Origin of the sequence: Mycobacterium sp. SMC-16, from assembly GCF_046250085.1 — a bacterium.
Classification (GTDB): Bacteria; Actinomycetota; Actinomycetes; order Mycobacteriales; family Mycobacteriaceae; genus Mycobacterium; species Mycobacterium phocaicum.
Genome location: NZ_CP176427.1, coordinates 2,890,413 through 2,907,585, shown reverse-complemented (window position 1 = coordinate 2,907,585; position 17,173 = coordinate 2,890,413). Strand labels below are relative to the sequence as shown.

The 17,173-nt window shown below is 68.0% G+C and carries 15 protein-coding genes; 6 read left to right on the top strand and 9 right to left on the bottom strand.

Annotated features, from left to right (window positions below; genetic code table 11):
* Positions 1 to 16 precede the first annotated feature (16 nt).
* Positions 17 to 2,554 (bottom strand): DEAD/DEAH box helicase, encoded by a 2,538-nt coding sequence (locus tag ACJEIK_RS14065; RefSeq protein ID WP_061010290.1) that lies wholly within the window; start codon positions 2,552 to 2,554, stop codon positions 17 to 19.
* 71 nt (positions 2,555 to 2,625) lie between these two features.
* Between ACJEIK_RS14065 and ACJEIK_RS14060 the strand changes: the two genes are divergently transcribed.
* The 3 genes from ACJEIK_RS14060 to aceA all read left to right on the top strand — a co-directional run bounded on the left by ACJEIK_RS14060 (position 2,626) and on the right by aceA (position 6,779).
* The gene (locus ACJEIK_RS14060) at positions 2,626 to 4,005 is read left to right on the top strand and encodes a glutaminyl-peptide cyclotransferase (RefSeq protein ID WP_204158460.1); all 1,380 of its coding nucleotides are present in this window, start codon (positions 2,626 to 2,628) and stop codon (positions 4,003 to 4,005) included.
* A 27-nt stretch (positions 4,006 to 4,032) separates the two neighbouring features.
* Entirely contained in the window at positions 4,033 to 4,428 is a 396-nt protein-coding gene (locus ACJEIK_RS14055; RefSeq protein WP_061005550.1) for a tautomerase family protein, read from the top strand.
* Between the two features lie 74 nt (positions 4,429 to 4,502).
* The gene (aceA, locus tag ACJEIK_RS14050; RefSeq protein WP_064857639.1) at positions 4,503 to 6,779 is read left to right on the top strand and encodes an isocitrate lyase ICL2; all 2,277 of its coding nucleotides are present in this window, start codon (positions 4,503 to 4,505) and stop codon (positions 6,777 to 6,779) included.
* On the opposite strand, the gene ACJEIK_RS14045 is transcribed toward aceA, so the two are convergent.
* A complete protein-coding gene (locus tag ACJEIK_RS14045; protein ID WP_061005513.1) occupies positions 6,776 to 7,627 on the bottom strand; it encodes a hypothetical protein in 852 nt (283 codons plus the stop codon). The genes aceA and ACJEIK_RS14045 overlap by 4 nt on opposite strands.
* Positions 7,628 to 7,792: 165 nt before the next feature.
* On the opposite strand from ACJEIK_RS14045, the gene ACJEIK_RS14040 reads away from it, so the two are divergent.
* Both ACJEIK_RS14040 and ACJEIK_RS14035 read left to right on the top strand, forming a co-directional pair.
* Positions 7,793 to 8,077, top strand: a complete 285-nt coding sequence (locus ACJEIK_RS14040) for a hypothetical protein (RefSeq protein WP_061005515.1) — start codon at positions 7,793 to 7,795, stop codon at positions 8,075 to 8,077.
* Between the two features lie 128 nt (positions 8,078 to 8,205).
* Entirely contained in the window at positions 8,206 to 8,475 is a 270-nt protein-coding gene (locus ACJEIK_RS14035; RefSeq protein WP_061005518.1) for a hypothetical protein, read from the top strand.
* 1 nt (position 8,476) lies between these two features.
* Here the strand turns inward: ACJEIK_RS14035 and ACJEIK_RS14030 are convergent, their stop codons facing one another.
* From ACJEIK_RS14030 to ripD, 3 genes are all read right to left on the bottom strand, one after another.
* A complete protein-coding gene (locus tag ACJEIK_RS14030) occupies positions 8,477 to 9,823 on the bottom strand; it encodes a sensor histidine kinase KdpD (protein ID WP_234785483.1) in 1,347 nt (448 codons plus the stop codon).
* Positions 9,824 to 9,901: 78 nt separating this feature from the next.
* On the bottom strand, positions 9,902 to 10,396 hold the full coding sequence (gene tpx, locus ACJEIK_RS14025; RefSeq protein WP_061005521.1) for a thiol peroxidase: 495 nt from the start codon (positions 10,394 to 10,396) through the stop codon (positions 9,902 to 9,904).
* A gap of 122 nt (positions 10,397 to 10,518) precedes the next feature.
* Entirely contained in the window at positions 10,519 to 11,199 is a 681-nt protein-coding gene (ripD, locus tag ACJEIK_RS14020) for an NlpC/P60 family peptidoglycan-binding protein RipD (RefSeq protein ID WP_061005523.1), read from the bottom strand.
* 232 nt (positions 11,200 to 11,431) lie between these two features.
* On the opposite strand from ripD, the gene ACJEIK_RS14015 reads away from it, so the two are divergent.
* Positions 11,432 to 12,094, top strand: a complete 663-nt coding sequence (locus ACJEIK_RS14015) for an MOSC domain-containing protein (RefSeq protein WP_061005525.1) — start codon at positions 11,432 to 11,434, stop codon at positions 12,092 to 12,094.
* Here ACJEIK_RS14015 and ACJEIK_RS14010 read toward each other — a convergent pair.
* The 4 genes from ACJEIK_RS14010 to ACJEIK_RS13995 are packed head-to-tail and all read right to left on the bottom strand — an operon-like array spanning position 12,091 to position 16,975.
* On the bottom strand, positions 12,091 to 13,290 hold the full coding sequence (locus ACJEIK_RS14010) for an MFS transporter (RefSeq protein WP_061010289.1): 1,200 nt from the start codon (positions 13,288 to 13,290) through the stop codon (positions 12,091 to 12,093). The two genes, ACJEIK_RS14015 and ACJEIK_RS14010, sit on opposite strands and share 4 nt — an antisense overlap.
* 56 nt (positions 13,291 to 13,346) lie before the next feature.
* On the bottom strand, positions 13,347 to 14,240 hold the full coding sequence (locus tag ACJEIK_RS14005; RefSeq protein ID WP_061005552.1) for a LysR family transcriptional regulator: 894 nt from the start codon (positions 14,238 to 14,240) through the stop codon (positions 13,347 to 13,349).
* 57 nt (positions 14,241 to 14,297) lie between these two features.
* On the bottom strand, positions 14,298 to 16,490 hold the full coding sequence (gene katG, locus ACJEIK_RS14000) for a catalase/peroxidase HPI (protein ID WP_061005529.1): 2,193 nt from the start codon (positions 16,488 to 16,490) through the stop codon (positions 14,298 to 14,300).
* Between the two features lie 35 nt (positions 16,491 to 16,525).
* The gene (locus ACJEIK_RS13995; protein WP_061005531.1) at positions 16,526 to 16,975 is read right to left on the bottom strand and encodes a Fur family transcriptional regulator; all 450 of its coding nucleotides are present in this window, start codon (positions 16,973 to 16,975) and stop codon (positions 16,526 to 16,528) included.
* Positions 16,976 to 17,173: the final 198 nt, after the last annotated feature.

Below are 17,173 nucleotides of genomic sequence, written 5' to 3'. Positions count from 1 at the left end.
TGCCCGAGAAGCGCGCTCAGCTACCGAAAAGCCCCGCATCGACGACCCGCATGACCGGCGCGCCGTCCTCGTCGGACGCGCGCAGGTCGACCTCCACGTCGATGCCCCAGTCGTGATCGTGCGCCGGGTCGTCCAGAATCTGCCGGACGCGCCACACGTCGGGCGCCCGGTCGAAGATCAGCATCGCGGGGCCGCGCGCGTCGGCCCCGGTGCCGATGTCCTCGTGTTCGGCGAAGTACTGCTCCCCCACCTCTTCCCAGCGCTGCGCCGTCCACCCCGACCCCGAGTCCAGGGCCCCGAGCTCGTCCCAGCGGTGCCGGGCCCACAGCTCCACGCGCCGGAACAGCGCGTTGCGGACCATAGCGGTGAATGCCCGCTCGTTGCCGGTGAGCGGCCGCACCGGCGCCATGACCGCCACCTCGTCGACCTGATCGGCGCTGGTCAGTTGCTCCCATTCGTCGAGCAGGCTCGAATCGACCTGGCGCACAAGCTCACCCAGCCATTCGACGATGTCAGTGAACTCGTCGGTCCGGGCGGTGGCCGGTACTCCGGAGCGCAGCGCCTTGAAAGCATCGGACAGGTACCGCAGCACCGCGCCTTCGGTGCGGGTCAGGCCGTAGGCACTGACGTACTCCTTGAACGTCAGCCCCCGCTCCCACATCTCGCGCACGACGGACTTCGGGGCCGGGTGCCCGTCCGCGGCCCACGGGTTGCTCCGGCAGTACACCTCGAAGCAGTGCGTCAGCAGCTCATCGAGCGGACGCGGATAGGTGATGTCGTCGAGCAGTTCGATGCGTTCGTCGTATTCGATGCCTTCGGCCTTCATCGTCGCGACGGCCTCACCCCGGGCCTTCTTCAGCTGGGCCGCCAGGATCTGGCGCGGGTCCTCCAGCGTCGCCTCGATCACCGAAACCACGTCGCGCGCAAACGTTTCCGAATCCGGGTCGAGCAGCTCGACCGCAGCGAGCGCGAAAGTCGACAGCGGCTGGTTCAGTGCGAAATCGGGCGGCAGGTCGACCGTGAGCCGGTAGCGGCGCCCATCGGGTTCCGGTTCGGCCAGCCGTTCCAGCACGCCGGCCTGCAGCAGTGAGCGCGCGATCCCTACCGCCTCACGGATGTGCCGCAGTTGCCTCTTGCGCGGCTCATGGTTCTCACCGAGCAGCCGGCGCATGGCCAGACAGGGGTCACCGGGACGGTCGACGACGTCGAGAATCATGGCCGTGGACACCCGCATGTTGCTCGTGAGTGCTTCCGGCGCGGCCTCGACCAGGCGCTTCATGGTGTTCTCACCCCACGGCACCATGCCGTCGGGCGCTTTGCGGCGCACCAGCTTTCGGCGCTTCTTCGGATCGTCGGCGACCTTGGCGAACTGCTTGAGGTTCTCCACCTCGTGCTCGGGGGCCTGCACCACGACGGTGCCCGCGGTGTCGTAGCCGGCCCGCCCGGCGCGGCCCGCGATCTGGTGGAACTCACGGGCATTGAGCAGCCGGGTACGGGTGCCGTCGTACTTCGACAACGCCGAGAAGACGACGGTGCGGATCGGCACGTTGATGCCGACGCCGAGGGTGTCGGTGCCGCAGATGACCTTCAGCAGCCCGGCCTGGGCGAGCTGTTCCACCAGGCGCCGGTACTTGGGCAGCATGCCGGCATGGTGCACGCCGATGCCGTGGCGCACGAGCCGTGACAGCGTCGAACCGAACGCCGTCGTGAAGCGGAAGCCCCCGATGTGCTCGGCGATGGCGGCCTTCTCCTCCTTGGTGCTCACGTTGACCGACATCAGCGCCTGCGCCCGCTCCAGCGCGGCGGCCTGGGTGAAGTGCACGACGTAGATCGGCGCCTGCTTGGTCTGCAACAGGTCGGCGATGGTCTCGTGCATCGCGGTGGTGGCGTAGCTGTAGAACAGCGGCACCGGGCGCTCGGCGCCGGCCACCAGAGCCGTCGGCCGGCCGGTGCGGCGGGTGAGGTCCTCACGCAGGACCGTGACGTCGCCGAGCGTCGCCGACATCAACAGGAACTGGGCCCTGGGCAGTTCCAGCAGCGGCACCTGCCAGGCCCAGCCGCGGTCGGGGTCACCGTAGAAGTGGAACTCGTCCATCACCACGAGCCCGATGTCCGCGTCGGCACCTTCCCGCAGCGCGATGTTCGCGAGGATCTCGGCCGTGCACGCGATGATCGGCGCGCCGGCGTTGACCGCGGCATCGCCGGTGAGCATGCCGACGTTGGCGGCGCCGAAGACGTCGCACAGGGCGAAGAACTTCTCACTGACCAAGGCCTTGATCGGCGCGGTGTAGTAGCTGCGCCGGTTCGCCGCCAGGGCGAAGTACACCCCGCCCGTGGCCACCAGCGACTTGCCCGAGCCGGTCGGCGTCGCCAGCACCACATTGGCGCCACTCACCAGCTCGATCAGGGCCTCCTCCTGCGCCGGGTACAGCGCGGTCCCCGACTCCTCGGCCCACGCGGCGAACGACGCCAGCAGTTCGTCGGGGTCAGCGCCCGTCGCGCGCAGCGCGGACAGGTCGGCGGGGTCGTCCAAGAGAGATATGCGGGGTGCCATCGTGTGCTCCAGCCTGCCCGATCACCGGCCGGACGTCCGCGCCGGGCGGACACTTGGGCAGGATGGCTCGTGTGACGTGGTTGATCCCCGACGCGCTCATCGTGGCGCTGTCCCCGATGGCGGTCCTGCCGCCGGTGCTGCTCCTGCTGTACTCGGACCGGCCCCGCAGCACCGGCCTGACCTACCTCTGCGGGTGGCTCGTCGGGATGGCCGCCGTCATCAGCGCAGTGGTGCTGGTCTCGCCCGTCGGGCAGTCGCACGCCGCCGCGACCAGTTCGCGGTTGCAGCTCGGCATCGGCATCGTGCTGGTCGTGCTCGGTGTCGTCACGTGGCTGCGGCGCAGGCACTACGCGCAGGCGACGGGCTGGCTGACCCGGCTGCAGTCCGCGTCGCCACTGGTCACCGGCGTCACCGGACTGGTCTTCGCCGTCGCGAACCCGAAGTTCATCCTGGCGTGCGTCGCGGGCGGCGTGGCCATCGACGCCCTGCTGACCGCACCCACCGAAAAAGCCGGTGCCATCGGCTTTTTCGTCGCCCTGGCCGGATCCACCACCGCCGCTCCCATCGTGGCGCACCTGGTGGCCTCGCGGTACGCCGAGAAGGGCCTGGAGCGGATGCGCCACTGGGTACAGGAACACACCGCCGCGATCACCGCCGTGACGCTGACGGCCGTCGGCACGCTCCTGATCGTGGTGGCGGGGATCCCCACCGCCGCGGCCGATCAGGTCGCCAGACTCCAACCCGTCGTACTCGAACGGTTCGATCACGACCCCGTCGCCTTCACCGAGGGCATGTTCGTCGACGGCGCGACGCTGTATGAGAGCACGGGTCTCGAAGGAAAATCCGAGCTGCGCGAACTCGACGCCGATACCGGCCAGTTGCGTCGCGTGGTCCCGCTGCCGCCCACCTATTTCGGTGAGGGCATCGCCGACGCCGGCGCGCACCTGTGGCAGCTGACCTACGAGAACGGCGTCGCCATCGAGTGGGACAAGGCCACGCTGACCATGCTGCGGGAGGTACCGCTCGACGGTCAGGGCTGGGGCCTGTGCCGCGCCGGCGACCGGCTGATCCGCAGCGACGGGTCCGCGGTACTGCGCGTTCACCGTCTCGACGACATGCGCGAAACCGGCACTCTGGCCGTGACCTACAACGGAATTCGAGTGCCGGGGCTCAACAGCCTCGACTGCGTCGGCAACCGGATCTGGGCCAACGTGTTCCCCACCGACCAGATCATCGAGGTCGACGCCGCCACCGGCGTCGTCAGGGCGGTCGTGTACGCCACCGGTCTGCGCGAGGCTGCCTGGCACGGCGAAGCCGGGGTGCTCAACGGCATCGCGCACCTCGGCGGGCCCGACGGAAACGGACAGTTCCTGATCACGGGCAAGTACTGGCCCGCCGTGTACCGCGTCCGGTTCGATGCGGCGACCGAAGCGGAAATTCAGGTGCGCTGACGGCCGCCGGGTGTGACGATCAGCGCCATGCCGAGTTCCCTGATCGAGGTCCGACGCCAGTACAGCCGGTCCGATGAGGTCGCCCTCATCGACGCCGTCCACGATGCGCTGGTCGCCGCGTTCCGGATCCCGGTCGGCGACAAACACGTCCGGCTGGTGGCCCATGAGCCGCACCGGGTTTCGCACGCGCCGCATCTCGCGCACCCCGAGCGGTACACCCTGGTGACCATCGACTGTTTTGCCGGCCGGTCGGTGGCGGCCAAGCGCGAGCTGTACAGAGAGATCGTTGGCCGCCTTGCCGCCTTCGACATTCCGGCCGACCACATCACGATCCTGCTGCGCGAGAGCGCGCTGGAGAACTGGGGCATCCGGGGCGGCCAGGCCGCCTGCGACGTCGGCCTCGGCTTCGATGTGAATGTCTGATCGCGTATTCACGGCCGCCCCGCGGCGATAGGCTCGGAGAGCTCATCGGAAACAAGCTCAGCAAGGAGCAGTCCATGACTCTCGAAGCAGTTGCGACGTCTTTCGAGCAGAACGTCGCCGACGTGCAGGAGTATTTCGACAGCCCCCGTTTCGACGGCATCACGCGGCTCTACACCGCGCGGCAGGTCGTCGAACAGCGCGGCACCATCCCGTCCGACTACCCGGTGGCCCGGCAGGCCGCCGAGGCGTTCTATCCGCGGCTGCGCGAACTGTTCGCGCAGAAGAAGAGCATCACGACGTTCGGGCCGTACTCCCCCGGCCAGGCCGTGGTGATGAAGCGGATCGGTATCGAAGGCATCTACCTCGGTGGCTGGGCCACCTCGGCAAAGGGCTCGATCAGCGAGGACCCCGGGCCAGACCTGGCGAGCTACCCGCTGAGCCAGGTGCCCGACGAGGCCGCCGGCCTCGTGCGCGCCCTGCTGACCGCGGACCGCAACCAGCAGTACCTGCGCCTGCAGATGACCGAGGAACAGCGGGCGGCCACCCCGGCGATCGACTACCGGCCCTTCATCATCGCTGACGCCGACACCGGCCACGGTGGAGATGCCCACGTACGCAACCTGATTCGCCGTTTCGTCGAATCGGGCGTCCCCGGCTACCACATCGAGGATCAGCGGCCCGGTACCAAAAAGTGCGGCCACCAGGGCGGCAAGGTGCTGGTGCCGTCGGACGAACAGCTCAAGCGTCTCAACACCGCGCGCTTCCAGCTCGACATGATGGGTGTGCCGGGAATCATCGTGGCGCGCACCGACGCCGAGGCCGCCAACCTCATCGACAGTGCAGCCGACGAGCGCGATCAGCCGTTCCTGTTGGGCGCCACCAATCTCAACATCCCGTCCTACAAGTCGTGTTTCCTGGCGATGGTGCGCCGCTTCCACGACAAGGGTGTCACCGATCTGCGTGGGCACCTGCTCTACGCGTTGCCCGAAGGGCAGTACGCCACCGCGGAGGCCTGGCTGGACAGCCACGGCATTGCGGGCCTCATCGACGAGGCGGCCGCCTCCTGGGACCAGAATTCCGGGCAGTCCGTCGACTCGGTCTTCGACAAGGTCGAGTCGAAGTTCGTCGAGGCGTGGCAGGCGGATTCGGGCCTGAACACCTACTGCGAGGCGGTGGCCGAAGTGCTGCAGTTCCGCGCCAAGGAGGGCGAGGCCACGACGGTGAGCCCCGAGGAGTGGCGCAAGTTCGCGGCCCGCGCGTCGCTGTACGCGGCGCGGGAGAAAGCCCGCGAACTCGGCGCCGACGTGGCGTGGGACTGCGAGCTCGCCAAGACCCCCGAGGGCTACTACCAGGTGCGCGGCGGCATCCCGTACGCGATCGCGAAATCCCTTGCGGCCGCGCCCTTCGCGGACATCCTGTGGATGGAGACAAAGACCGCGGACCTGGCCGACGCCCGGGAATTCGCGGAGGCCATCCATGCCGAATTCCCCGACCAGATGCTGGCGTACAACCTGTCGCCGTCGTTCAACTGGGACACCACCGGCATGACCGACGACGAGATGCGGGCATTCCCAGAAGAACTCGGCAAGATGGGGTTCGTCTTCAACTTCATCACCTACGGCGGCCACCAGGTGGACGGTGTCGCGTGCGAGGAGTTCGCAACATCCCTGCGCCAGGAGGGCATGCTGGCACTGGCCCGGCTGCAACGCAAGATGCGGCTCGTCGAATCTCCTTACCGCACACCGCAAACCCTCGTCGGCGGGCCGCGCAGCGATGCCGCGCTGGCCGCGTCGTCGGGCCGGACCGCGACCACCAAGGCGATGGGTGCCGGCTCCACGCAGCATCAGCACCTGGTTCAGACCGAGGTGCCCAAGAAGCTGCTCGAAGAGTGGCTGGCCATGTGGAGCGATCACTACCAGATCGGCGAGAAGCTGCACGTGCAGCTGCGTCCCCGCCGCGCCGGTTCCGACGTCCTGGATCTGGGCATCTACGGCAGCGGTGACGAGCCACTGGCGAACGTCGTCGTCGACCCGATCAAGGACCGCTACGGCCGCAACATCCTCACGGTGCGCGACCAGAACACCTTCGCCGAGAAGCTGCGGCAGAAGCGGCTCATGGATCTGATCCACGTGTGGCTGATCCACCGGTTCAAGTCGGAGATCGTCTACTACGTGACGCCGACGGAGGACAACATCTACCAGACCGAGAAGATGAAGTCGCACGGCCTGTTCAGCAACGTCTACCAGGAGGTCGGCGAGATCATCGTCGCCGACGTGAACAAGGCGCGGATCGACGAACTGCTGGCACCGGACCGCGAGGCTCTCGGGCGACTGATCCGCAAGGAGGACTAAACCGCCGGTTCCTGTTCTGCCGCACCGAAGATCGCGATCGCGACCGCACCGGCGACCGCGGTGGCGAAGGCAACCCCGACCAGCCACCCGAGGCCGGGCTTGGCCACATCGCCCAGGAGCAGGACACCGACCACTCCGGGAATCACCGTCTCCCCCATGACGAGTGCGGCGGCCACACCGTTCACCGAACCGATCTGCAGTGCGACGGTGAACAGGTAGAAGCCGCCGCCGCCGGCGACCAGCACCGCCCACGCCGCCGGGTCGGAGACCAGCGTGTGCCACTGGAACGGGTCCAGCCCGTGCGCGATTCGCACCGCAACAGCCATGGCGCCGTACAGGATCCCGGCGATCAAGCCGGCCGGCACCGCAGCCTTCGTGCCGAGCACCCGGACGAGCACCACCCCGAAGACGAAGATGAGCACCGCGGCCGCCAGGACGCTCCAGTGCATGTGCCTGCCCGGTACCTCGGTGCCGAGTTCACCGGCGCTGAAACCGAGGACACACAGTGCCGCAAGGACTATCGCGATGGCGGTCCAGTCGCGCGTGCGCAGGCGCACCCCGAGCACCAGCACACTCAAGACGGCGGTCACCGCGAGATTGGCGCTCATGATGGTCTGCGACAGGAACAGCGGGATCAGCCGCGCCGACACCAGACTGCCCAGGAATCCCAGCCCGTCCAGGAGCATGCCGGCGAGGAACAGGGGCGCCAGGATCGCTGTCACGGTCGAGCGGAAGGTCGGAGCGGCGACGGCGGCCTCGCCTTCCTGTCGTGCCGCACGGGACTGCAGCACCGACGCCGTGCCGTAGCTGAAGCAGGCGACCAACGCCGCGATGACGCCGATCAGCATTGCGCGGCTCCGACTCGGGCGGACCGGGGATTGGCGGGCATCGGCCAATTGTAGGGAGCGGCACGATGCCAAACCGGGACCTGCCACTTACGTCAGGCACAGCTGATCCACAACCTGCTGCCGTTCCATGGTCGGACAGTCCGCCACGAACGGAGACGATCGATCATGAAACCCACCAAGATGATTGCCGGCTTGGCAATCGCCGGCAGCCTCGGCGCCGGCCTCGTGACGCTGGGTACCGGCGTCGCCACCGCCGACCCCGGTTGGGGACCGCCGCCACCCCCACCTGGCCCCGGTTGGGGACCACCGCCGCCCGACCATCACTGGGGACCGCCACCACGCGACCGCAACTGGGGACCGCCACCACCGCCGGATGGAAACCCGCCCGGCACCTGGAACGGCGGCTGGGAGCCGGACGGCGGTGTGTGTCTGTTCGGTGCCTGCATCTAGACACCGAAAGGTGATGCCTAAGACGGGCACAGGCCATACATAGCTTGGCTAACGATAATGGGTACAGACCGAGAAACAGTGACCCCGCGACTGCCGCGGGTTCACCTGAGTCGAGGAATGGGATAGCTATGAAATCGATAAAGCTCATTGTTGGCCTGGCCGTCGCCGGCGGCGTCGCTGCCGGAACCCTCGGGCTGGGCGCCGGTACCGCCGCTGCCGACACCGGCATGGCACCGGTCCCGGCCCGCTGGGGTCACGGGCCCGGCTGGAACGGTCCGGGACCCGGGTGGGGTCCGCCGCCACCACCGCCGCCGGCCTGGGGCTGGAACCCGCCGGGCACCTGGAACGGCGGCTGGGAACCTGACGGCGGATTCTGCATCTTCGCCGCCTGCATCTAGCTCAGTCCGAGTGCGGGCGCGGCGCCGGCAGTTCCAGCAGCAGCCGGGCACCGCCGAGTGGACTCTGCGTCAAAGACGCTGTGCCACCGTGCAGTTCGGCCTGCTGCGCAACCAAGGCGAGACCGAGGCCGGAACCTGAATGTGACGCGGTGGATCCGCGTGCAAAGCGGTGGAACACCGCGTCACGTTCGTGTTCCGGTACGCCGGTGCCATTGTCGTCGATGGCGATCTGCACCCCGTCGTGCGAACTGACCGCGGACAGCTGTACGCGGGTCGCGCCACCGTGTTTGACGGCGTTGGCGATCGCGTTGTCGACGACCAGCCGGAGCCCGACGGGCAGCCCCAGCATCAGCACCGTCGGGGACGGCACCAGGGCGACGTTGAGATCGGGGTACACCCGCACCGCATCGTGAGCGGCCCGGTCGAGCAACTCGGTGATGTCGACGGGCACCAGGTCGTCGGCGGTGGTCAGCTCGCCCTGGGCGAGCCGTTCCAGTGCCGTCAGCGTCGCCTCGATGCGGCTCTGGGTACGCATGACGTCACCGATTACTTCGGCGCGCTGCTCCGCCTCGAGATCCAGCGTGGACAGCACCTCGAGGTTGGTGCGCATCGCGGTCAACGGCGTGCGCAATTCGTGCGATGCCACCGATGCGAAGTCACGGGCCGACTCCAGCGCGGCCTTGGTGCGTTCCTGCTCCTCACCGATGCGGGCCAGCATGCCCTCGACGGCCTCGGCGATCTCCACGGCCTCCGAGACGCCCCGCACGTGGACCTCTTCGGGCTTCGACTGCGCGTTGATCTGCCGGGCCTGCTGCGCGAGTTTCCGGAACGGGTTGATCATCACGAACCACATCGAGCCGCCGACCAGGAACGTGCCGAGGATGACGCCGCTGCAGATGGCCAGGATGCGGATGTGCAGCGTGCGGATCTGCCGTTGCGCCTCGGCCAGTGGCGCGCCGAGCGCGATCGACGCCGATCCCGTGGTCACGGTGCGGACCCGGTATTCGACGCCGTTGATCGTGGTGTTGGCATAGCCGGCGTCGAACTGCGGCAGCACGATGTCCGCAGGCATCGAGACCGTGGCGGCGCCGATGCGGACGGTCTGCACGAGTGAGCCCTCGGACTGCGGCGTGCCGGTGGGGCTCTGCCTGGCGATGCTCAGCAGGGTGTTGACGTCCGGCAGACTGCTCAGCGAGTCCAGCCGGCGATCGAGTTGGCTGTACTGGTCGTTGGTGACACCGATCCACACCCAGGTCCCGATGATCAGCACCGTCGCGACCACCGACAACGCGGCGACAACGACGATCACTCGCAACGACAAAGCCGGTATCGGTAATCGCAGCTGCACCAGGTCATCATGCCCGATGCAAAAACACGGACGGGGCGCGTGCCCGTGGCACCCACCCCGTCCGTCGAAGAGCCGGTATTACTTGGCGGCAGCCAGCGCCGCGTCGTAGTCGGGTTCCTGGGCGATCTCGGGCACCAGTTCGGTGTACGCGACGTTGCCGTCGGCGCCGATCACGACGATGGCGCGCGCGAGCAGACCGGCCATGGGTCCGTCGGCGATGGTCACGCCGTAGTCCTCACCAAAGCTGTCGCGGAACGCCGAGGCGGTGGAGACGTTCTCGATGTCCTCGGCGCCGCAGAAGCGCTTCTGGGCGAACGGCAGATCCTTGGACACGTTCACGACGGTGGCGCCGTCGGCCGAGACCCGCTCGTTGAAGGTCCGCACGCTGGTGGCACACACCGGGGTGTCGACCGACGGAAAGATGTTGAGCACCACGGACTTACCGCTGAACTGCTCGTTGGTCACCGGCCCCAGGTCAGCTCCGGTCAAGGCGAACGCAGGAGCCGGGGAGCCGACAGCGGGCAGGTCACCGACGGTGTTGATGGGGTTTCCACGCAGGGTTATCTGTGCCATACCCGACAGTCTGTCAAGACTGCGTCACGCCCGCAGCGCGGGGGTGCTGCTGCGCCACTTACGCCTCGGATCGCAGTCAGTATGTGGCTGAGATCCGAGGCGCTCGCGATTGGTCGCAGCGGCTACTGCCACTCGATGATGCGGCTCAGGTACGGGTCCATGCCGTTGGTGCGCACCTGGGTCAGCGACACGGACGGCTCGGTGCCTTCGATCATCTGGCCGTTGCCGACGAACAGCGCGACACTCTGCGAGCCGGCCGGGCCGTAGAACAGCAGGTCACCGGGGAGGGCTTGGTCCGCCGTGATCTTGCGACCGACCTTGTACTGCTCGCCCGACGACCGGGGCAGCTTGATGCCGACGCCGGCGAACGCGTACTGGACCAGGCCCGAGGCATCGAAGCCCGGCGTGGTCGGCGCCGGCGTGATGGCGCTCGCCGTGGGCGACTGGCCGAACAGACCCGACAGGCCGGGGATGAGTGCGTTGGTCTGCGGCGCCGCCGCCGGCTGCGTGACGCCCATCGGCTGCAGGCCGACCTGAGGCGCCGGCTGGGCGACCGGGGCGGCCGCGGTCGTGACGCTGGCCGGAGGCAGGCTCGGGCCATTGGCGTTGCCGCCGCCGTAGACGAACGGCACCCCGCGCTGCGACAGCGCGCGCTGGATGACGAAGTCGATGGCCTGTCGGTGGGTGCCGCCGGTCCAGGTGGTGTCGGCGGACGCGAGGGGCGCCGATGCCAGCGGGGCCGCCACCGCCATGGGCGTCGCCAGCAGTGCTGCGCTCGCCAGCGTCACAATCATCCGTCGCATTTCGGCTGCCTCTCGTCGTGCGCCACCGGGACGCACGACGCCGCGTGGTCTACGCAGGGGTCGTGTCCCCGGAGGTCCCTCTCGTCACAAATTTCACTAACGTCACTTTAACCCCACGCGCGCGCCTTATCCCACATAAATGCAGGTCAGCGCGCGATCTTTATCGAAAATGTGATCGAAAGGTAACCGGGCGCGACGGATCTGGTGGCGCGGCGCCTCTAGGCTTGCGCGCATGGCAGCGATCCTGACGGTGAATCTGGCGGTACCGCGACCCAGCCCCGACAAGGATCAGCTGTCCACCGGAATCGACAAGCGGCCGACGTCCGAGCCGGTACCGGTGCGCGCGCCCGGGCCCATGCACGGTGGCCTCGGCAGCGGGCTGGTCGGCGACACGATCGGCGACCAGCAGTTCCACGGCGGTGACGACCAGGCGGTATACGCCTATGCGCGCGAAGACCTCGACGACTGGCAGGTGCGCCTCGACCGCGAGCTGGCCAACGGCTCGTTCGGCGAGAACCTCACCACCGCGGGACTCGGCGTGAACGACGCCCTCATCGGCGAACGCTGGCAGATCGGCGATGGCGGCCCGCTCCTGGAAGTGAGCCGGCCCCGCATCCCGTGCCGCACTTTTGCCGAGTGGCTCGAAATCCGCGGCTGGGTCAAGACTTTCACCAAGGAGGCCCTACCTGGGGCCTATCTTCGGATCGTGACGCCCGGCGTGCTCCGGGTCGGCGCATCGATCACGGTGGTCTCGCGTCCGGCGCACGACGTCACCGTCGCCCTGGTGTTCCGCGCCCTGACCCTCGAACCCGAGCTGCTGCCGCGACTGCTTCCGGCCGACGCGCTGCCGGACGCGATCAAGGACCGGGTCCACCAGCGGGCGAACCAGCACTAGTCCCGCAGGACGGCAGCCGCCGCAAGCCCGGCGACGATCTCCAGTCCCACGATGACGGCAGCCACGGCCGTCCAGCCGGCGGCGTCGAAGGCGATACCGCCGACCCATCCGATGACACTCGAACCGGCGTAGTACGCCAGGTTGTACAGCGAGCCGGCCTGCGCCTTGCCCACGGTGGCCAACTGGCCGGTCCAGCCCGATGCGGTGGCATGCGCGCCGAAGAACCCGGCGGTGGCGACCAGCAGACCGGCGAGGACGGCAAACAGGTTGTGACTCAAGGTGATCACCACGCCGATACCCATCACCGCGACGCTGCCCAGCAGCACCGGGCGCCGGCCGTACCGGCTGGCCGCGGCCCCGGCCCACGCCGATGCCCAGGTACCCGCCAGGTACGCGACGAACACCAGGCCGACAACGGTCTGTGGCAGGCCGAATGGTGCCGCGCTCAACCGGAAGCCGAGGAAGTTGTACATCGCGACGAACCCGCCCATGAGCAGGAAGGCCTGCAGGTAGAGCACCAACTGCCGGGGGTTGCGCAGGTTGGCGGCCAACCGGTGCGCCAGCGAGCCCTCGGTCTCCTCGGCGGCCGGAACGAACCCCTGAGGCTCGGGAGCAAGCCGCATGAACCCGACAGCCGCTGCGCTGCAGAGCAATCCGACGACGAACATCGCCCACCGCCAGTCGGTGAACTCGGCCACCGGCGCCGCCACCAGTCGGCCGAGCAGGCCGCCGATGGTGGTGCCGGCGACGTAGGTGCCCGCGGCCCGCGCGGCGTGGCCGGCTTCGATCTCCTCGGTCAGGTAGGCCACCGCGATGGCCGGCACTCCCCCGAGTGCCAGGCCTTCGGCGAAACGTCCCGCCAGCAGCAGTTGGAATGTCGGCGCGAACGGCACCAGGAGAGCCAAACCTGTTGCGACACAAACCGAGTAGGACATCGCGCGCACCCGGCCGATGTGGTCGGCCAGCGTCGACCACCCGATGACTCCGACGGCCAGACCGATGGTCGACGCAGACACCATGAGCGCCGACGCCGCCGCGCCGGTGTTGAGGCTGCGGGCGATCAGCGGCAGGACGGCCTGCGGCGAGTACAGCTGCGCGAACGTCGCCACACCGGCACAGAACAGCGCACCGAGCAGTCTGCGGTAGTCGGTGGAGCCGCGCACATGGCCGGTCCAGACAGGCGCTTCAACAGTCACCTGGGCAGGCTAGAAAGCGCCCCGATAATGTGTCCAATACATTAATGGCGTTTGATTCATACGTTTTTCGCATCAGCCGCCGTCGTGGTCACGACCTCGGCGAATCGTGCTGCGGCAGGCGACAATTCGCGGCCCCTGACGCACGCCATGCCGATCTCCCGCTTGACCCGGGTGTCGGACAATGGGATGTAGATCACCGACGGAGCGCCGCGACCGGGCCGCGGCACCGGCACCACGGCGACCCCGAAGCCCGCCGCGACCAGGCCTTCCATCGTCGGAATCTCCATGGCCTCGAAAGCGATCTCGGGCGTGATGCCGCTCTCGGCCCACACCTGGTCCGTCAGCTGGCGGAGCCCGAAATCCGCCCCGAGCGCGATGAAGGTCTCGTCGGCCACCTCGCTCAGCCGGATCCGGGCACGGCCCGCCAAGCGGTGATCAGCGGGCACCGCCAGGCACAACCGTTCGACGTAGAGCACCCGCCACGTGCACGGCACCTGCGTCGGCCGTGGCGACGTGATCGCGACATCGGCCTGCCCGGTGCGCAGCCGCTCCGCGATATCGTGGGCTGCGCCCTGGAACAGCTCGAAGCGCACCGCCGGAGCCAGCGCCCGGAACTGCCGAAGCACCTCCGGGACAAACCAATTCGCGGTCGAATGCAGAAACGCCAATCGCACCAGGCCGCTGTCCGGATCGAGCAGTGCGTCGATGCGGCTCTGCGCCGCATCCATCTCGGCGATGCCGCGGCGGGCATGTTCGAGCATGATCTGCCCGTATCCGTTCAGCCGGAGCCGGCGGCCGATGCGGTCGAAAAGCGGTGTGCCGACCTGGTTTTCCAGCCGCGCGAGGGCTCGCGACAGCGTCGGTTGCGCGACACCCAGTTCGGCGGCGGCACTCGTGACGTGCTCGGTCTCGGCCAGGACGACGAACCAGCGGAGTTCGTCGAGCAGCACGAAAAGCACAGTACCCCGTGAGCCCGAGGGCCCACGGGGTACTGAGTCAGGTTGTGACTAGATGTCGAACCTGTCGGCGTCCATCACCTTGGTCCACGCCGCGACGAAGTCCTTGACGAACTTCTCCTTGTTGTCGTCCTCGGCGTACACCTCGGCCAGGGCCCGCAGCTGCGAGTTCGAGCCGAACAGCAGGTCGACTCGGCTGGCGGTCCACTTCGGCGCGCCGCTGCTGCGGTCGGTGCCGACGTAGGTGCCGTCATCGGCCGGCGACGGCGCCCACTTGGTGGACATGTCGAGCAGGTTGACGAAGAAGTCGTTGGTCAGGTGACCGACGTTCTGCGTCAACACGCCGAGGTCCGAACCGCCGTGGTTGGCACCCAGGACCCGCAGACCGCCGATGAGGACGGTGAGCTCCGGACCCGACAGCCCCAGCAGGTTGGCGCGGTCGATCAGCCGGTACTCGGACGGCAGGGTGTCGCCCTTGCCGACGAAGTTCCGGAAACCGTCGCCCTTGGGCTCCAGGTAGGCGAACGACTCGACGTCGGTCTGATCCTGGCTGGCGTCACCGCGACCCGAGGTGAACGGCACCGTGACGTCGAAACCGGCGTCCTTGATGGCCTTTTCGAGGCCGACGACACCGCCGAGGACCACCAGATCGGCGAACGACACACCGGTCGGGGACGCCTGCTGGATCTCCTCGAGCTTGCGGATCACCTGAGCCAGCTCGTCGGGCTCGTTGACCTCCCAGCCGAGCTGCGGCTGCAGCCGGATGCGGCCGCCGTTGGCGCCACCACGCATGTCGCTCGAGCGGTACGAGGCCGCCGCCTTCCATGCGGTGTTGACCAGCTGCTGCACCGACAGACCCGACTCGGCGATCGCGGTCTTGAGGGTGGCGACGTCGGCCTCGGACAGCGGCTTACCGGCCGGGATGACGTCCTGCCACAGCCACGTCTGCTTCGGCACCAGCGGTCCGAGGTAGCGCACCACCGGACCCATGTCGCGGTGCAGCAGCTTGAACCACGCCTTCGCGTATTCCTCGGCCAGCTCCTCCGGATGATCCAGCCAGCGGCGGGTGATCTCGCCGTAGATCGGGTCGAACCGCATCGACAGGTCTGTGGTCAGCATCGACGGGTGCGTCTTGCCGGTGCCCTGTGCCATGGGGACCGAGTTGGCCCAGCCGCCGTCCTTGGGCTTCCACTGGTTGGCACCCTGCGGGCTCTTCGTCAGCTCCCACTCGTTGCCGTAGAGGATCTCCAGGAACGAGTTGTCCCACTTGGTCGGGGTGTGGGTCCAGGTGACCTCGAGGCCACTGCTGACGGCCTCGTTGCCGACGCCGGGGTTGGCCCAGCCCAGACCCATCTGCTCGAGCGGGGCAGCCTCGGGCTCGACGCCGTTCTCGATGTCGGTGGCGCCGTGGGTCTTGCCGAACGTGTGGCCACCGACGATCAGGGCCGCGGTCTCGATGTCGTTCATCGCCATCCGGCCGAAAGTTTCGCGGATGTCGATGGCGGCGGCCAGGTAGTCCGGATTGCCTTCCGGGCCTTCGGGATTGACGTAGATCAGGCCCATGTGGCTGGCGGCCAGCGGGTTCTCCAGCTTGGTGCGGTCGGTACCGGCGTAGCGGTCCTGCGAACCCAGCCACTCGTGCTCGGAGCCCCAGTAGATGTCCTCCTCTGGCTCCCAGAAGTCCGGGCGGCCGAACGCGAAGCCGGCGGTCTTGAAGCCCATGTGCTCCATGGCGCGGTTACCCGCGTAGACGATGAGGTCCGACCACGAGATCTTCTTGCCGTACTTCTTCTTCAACGGCCACAGCAGACGACGGGCCTTGTCCAGGCTGACGTTGTCGGGCCAGCTGTTCAGCGGGGCGAAGCGCTGCATACCGCGACCGCCGCCACCGCGGCCGTCCTCCACGCGGTAGGTACCGGCGGCGTGCCACGACATCCGGACGAACAGCGGACCGTAGTGGCCGAAGTCGGCGGGCCACCACTCCTGGGAGTTGGTCAGCAGCTCATCGAAGTCACGCTGGAAAGCATCGAAGTCGAGGGTCTTGACGGCCTCGCGGTAGTCGTAGCCCTCGTCCGTCGGGTCGATGGCCGGCGGGTTCTTCTGCAAAATCTTCAGGTTGACGGCGTTGGGCCACCAGTCCCGGTTGCTACCACCCTCGACAGGCGGCTTGATGCGCATCGGGCAACCGCTTTCGGCGGGCTCGGTCTGTGCTTCTCCGATCGGAGGGTGAGTTTCCTCAGGCACTGCACTTCCTTTCGAGGGTGGTGAATCGGCCGCGATCACGGATGTGATCGCGAAGCTGTTGCCGCGGCACAGTCGGGGCACACGCCCCAGTAGATGACCTCGGCCTCGTCGACGACGAAACCGTCGAGCACGCCGTGGGTGTCCGACGGGGTCAGGCAGGGCGCTTCCCCGGTGGCACAGTCGATGTCGGCGATGGCGCCGCAGGAGCGGCACACGACGTGGTGGTGGTTGTCCCCCACCCGGGTTTCGTACCGGGCCACCGACCCCGAGGGCTGGATGCGGCGGATCAGCCCGGCGGTGGTCAGCGCGGCCAGCACGTCGTACACCGCCTGGCGGGAGACGTCGGGCAGGATCGCGCGAACCGCGTCGAAGACGCTTTCGGTGTCGGCGTGCGGACGGCCCGCCACCACCTCGAGGACTGCGAGGCGGGGCCGCGTCACACGGAGATCTGCGGAACGCAGCTGCTCCGTGTAGTCGGTCGTCACGTGTTCACTTCTACGCGCTTTTTTGGACTGAGTCAAGACTTGACAGTGATGTCTGTCACGCTGATTCGCGACGGGGAACCGGCGCCAACTGCCATTCGCAGAGGTCAAAGCCGTTGTTCCGCAGACACTTTAGGCGACCCGCCGCGCGCCCGCAGGGAAATCGCCCGAACCGGCGAATCACACTGCCCAGTTCGCCGA

What these genes read in the sequence shown, in the direction of transcription:
- aceA (WP_064857639.1), top strand. Translation starts at nt 4,503, where the DNA reads ATGACTCTCGAAGCAGTTGCGACGTCTTTCGAGCAGAACGTCGCCGAC.
- ACJEIK_RS14065 (WP_061010290.1), bottom strand. Translation starts at nt 2,554, where the DNA reads ATGGCACCCCGCATATCTCTCTTGGACGACCCCGCCGACCTGTCCGCG.
- ACJEIK_RS14045 (WP_061005513.1), bottom strand. Translation starts at nt 7,627, where the DNA reads ATGCTGATCGGCGTCATCGCGGCGTTGGTCGCCTGCTTCAGCTACGGC.
- ACJEIK_RS14055 (WP_061005550.1), top strand. Translation starts at nt 4,033, where the DNA reads ATGCCGAGTTCCCTGATCGAGGTCCGACGCCAGTACAGCCGGTCCGAT.
- ACJEIK_RS14040 (WP_061005515.1), top strand. Translation starts at nt 7,793, where the DNA reads ATGAAACCCACCAAGATGATTGCCGGCTTGGCAATCGCCGGCAGCCTC.
- tpx (WP_061005521.1), bottom strand. Translation starts at nt 10,396, where the DNA reads ATGGCACAGATAACCCTGCGTGGAAACCCCATCAACACCGTCGGTGAC.
- ripD (WP_061005523.1), bottom strand. Translation starts at nt 11,199, where the DNA reads ATGCGACGGATGATTGTGACGCTGGCGAGCGCAGCACTGCTGGCGACG.
- ACJEIK_RS14015 (WP_061005525.1), top strand. Translation starts at nt 11,432, where the DNA reads ATGGCAGCGATCCTGACGGTGAATCTGGCGGTACCGCGACCCAGCCCC.
- ACJEIK_RS14035 (WP_061005518.1), top strand. Translation starts at nt 8,206, where the DNA reads ATGAAATCGATAAAGCTCATTGTTGGCCTGGCCGTCGCCGGCGGCGTC.